Source organism: Pseudoalteromonas sp. NZS37, assembly GCF_015864265.1.
Taxonomy (GTDB): domain Bacteria; phylum Pseudomonadota; class Gammaproteobacteria; order Enterobacterales; family Alteromonadaceae; genus Pseudoalteromonas; species Pseudoalteromonas arctica.
Genome location: NZ_JADYXL010000045.1, coordinates 1 through 1,167 on the forward strand (window position 1 = coordinate 1; position 1,167 = coordinate 1,167).

A 1,167-nucleotide genomic window follows, 5' to 3' on the forward strand; every position below is an offset into this window, starting at 1 on the left:
GAAGGCCCCGCGCCGGACCTGACCATTGAGATTATCGAGGTATGACCATGACCTTCACGGTTGAACAACTCGCGGCGGCCACCAGCGCGCCGTACGGAAACGCGCAGACCTACCACCAGCCCCTGCTGGATGCCATGGGTCGATTCGACATCTGCTCTCTGCAGCGCCAGGCGGCGTTCCTCGCCACCGTGGCGGTGGAGTCGGCGCACCTGTCGGCGGTGGAAGAGGGCCTGTACTACAAGGACGCCTCACGGTTGGCGCGCATCTACCCCCGCGCGTTCAAGAGCATGGCTGACGCCGAGCCATACGCACGCAACCCCAAGGGCCTGAGCGAACTGCTCTACAAAGGCATGCATGGCAGAGGTTTGGTGCAGCTAACTTGGCGCAAAAACTACGAACGCGCCGGCGAGTCGCTGGGGTACGACTACGTGGGCAACCCCGCGCTGGTCACCACGCCAAAGCACGCCGCGCTGACGGCAGCCTGGTACTGGCACGACGCCAAGTGCAACGACCCGGCCGACAAGGGCGACATGACCGAGGTGACGCGGCGGGTGAACGGGCCAGCGCTCATGCACCTGGCCGAGCGCAAGGCGCAGTACGAGACTGCGCTGAAAGCACTGACATGATCGGGCTGCTCAAATTCTGGCGCGNTGCACCTGGCCGAGCGCAAGGCGCAGTACGAGACTGCGCTGAAAGCACTGACATGATCGGGCTGCTCAAATTCTGGCGCGAGGCGCTGATCGTGGTGCTCCTGCTGGCGCTGGCCGGGCAGCAGGTGAGGGTGGCCGGCGAGAAGTCGGCGCATCAGAAGACGAAGGCCGACAACGCCGAGGTGCTGCGCGTGTTGGCCGACAAGACACTGAAGGCGTACCAGGCGGTGGTCGCCGAGGACGATGCGCGCAAGGCGGCCGTGGCCGCTCTGGACGAGAAACACACGAAGGAACTGAACCATGAAAAGCGCAAGCTGGAAACTCTGCAGTCTGATGTGCGCGCTGGCCGTGTCGGGCTGCGGATCAATGCCAAGTGCCCCGCCCCAACCGGAACTGGTGTGCCCCAAGCCCCCGGCGCCACCAGCGTGGTTGATGCAGGCGGCCCCCGACTTACTGACGCCGCTGAACGGGATTATTTCAGTCTCCGAGCCGGGATTGAAACTGCCCGCCAGCAAAT

The 1,167-nt window shown here is 64.5% G+C and carries 2 protein-coding genes and 1 pseudogene; all 3 read left to right on the forward strand.

Going from position 1 to position 1,167, the window contains the following annotated elements:
* The first annotated feature begins 47 nt into the window (after nt 1-47).
* Nucleotides 48-626: a glycoside hydrolase family 19 protein gene (locus I6F47_RS20290; RefSeq protein WP_181870817.1), complete on the forward strand. Its 579-nt coding sequence runs from the start codon at nt 48-50 to the stop codon at nt 624-626.
* 77 nt (nt 627-703) lie between these two features.
* Nucleotides 704-1,105, forward strand: a pseudogene (locus I6F47_RS20640) (lysis system i-spanin subunit Rz); the annotation flags it as partial.
* Nucleotides 1,047-1,167, forward strand: a 121-nt coding sequence (locus I6F47_RS20795; protein ID WP_442960286.1) for an Rz1 family lipoprotein, incomplete at its 3' end; no start/stop codon positions are given. The pseudogene I6F47_RS20640 and the gene I6F47_RS20795, both read left to right, overlap by 59 nt.

Bases quoted from the DNA above. Each gene is read 5' to 3' on its own strand.
- I6F47_RS20290 (WP_181870817.1), top strand. From the start codon at position 48: ATGACCTTCACGGTTGAACAACTCGCGGCGGCCACCAGCGCGCCGTAC.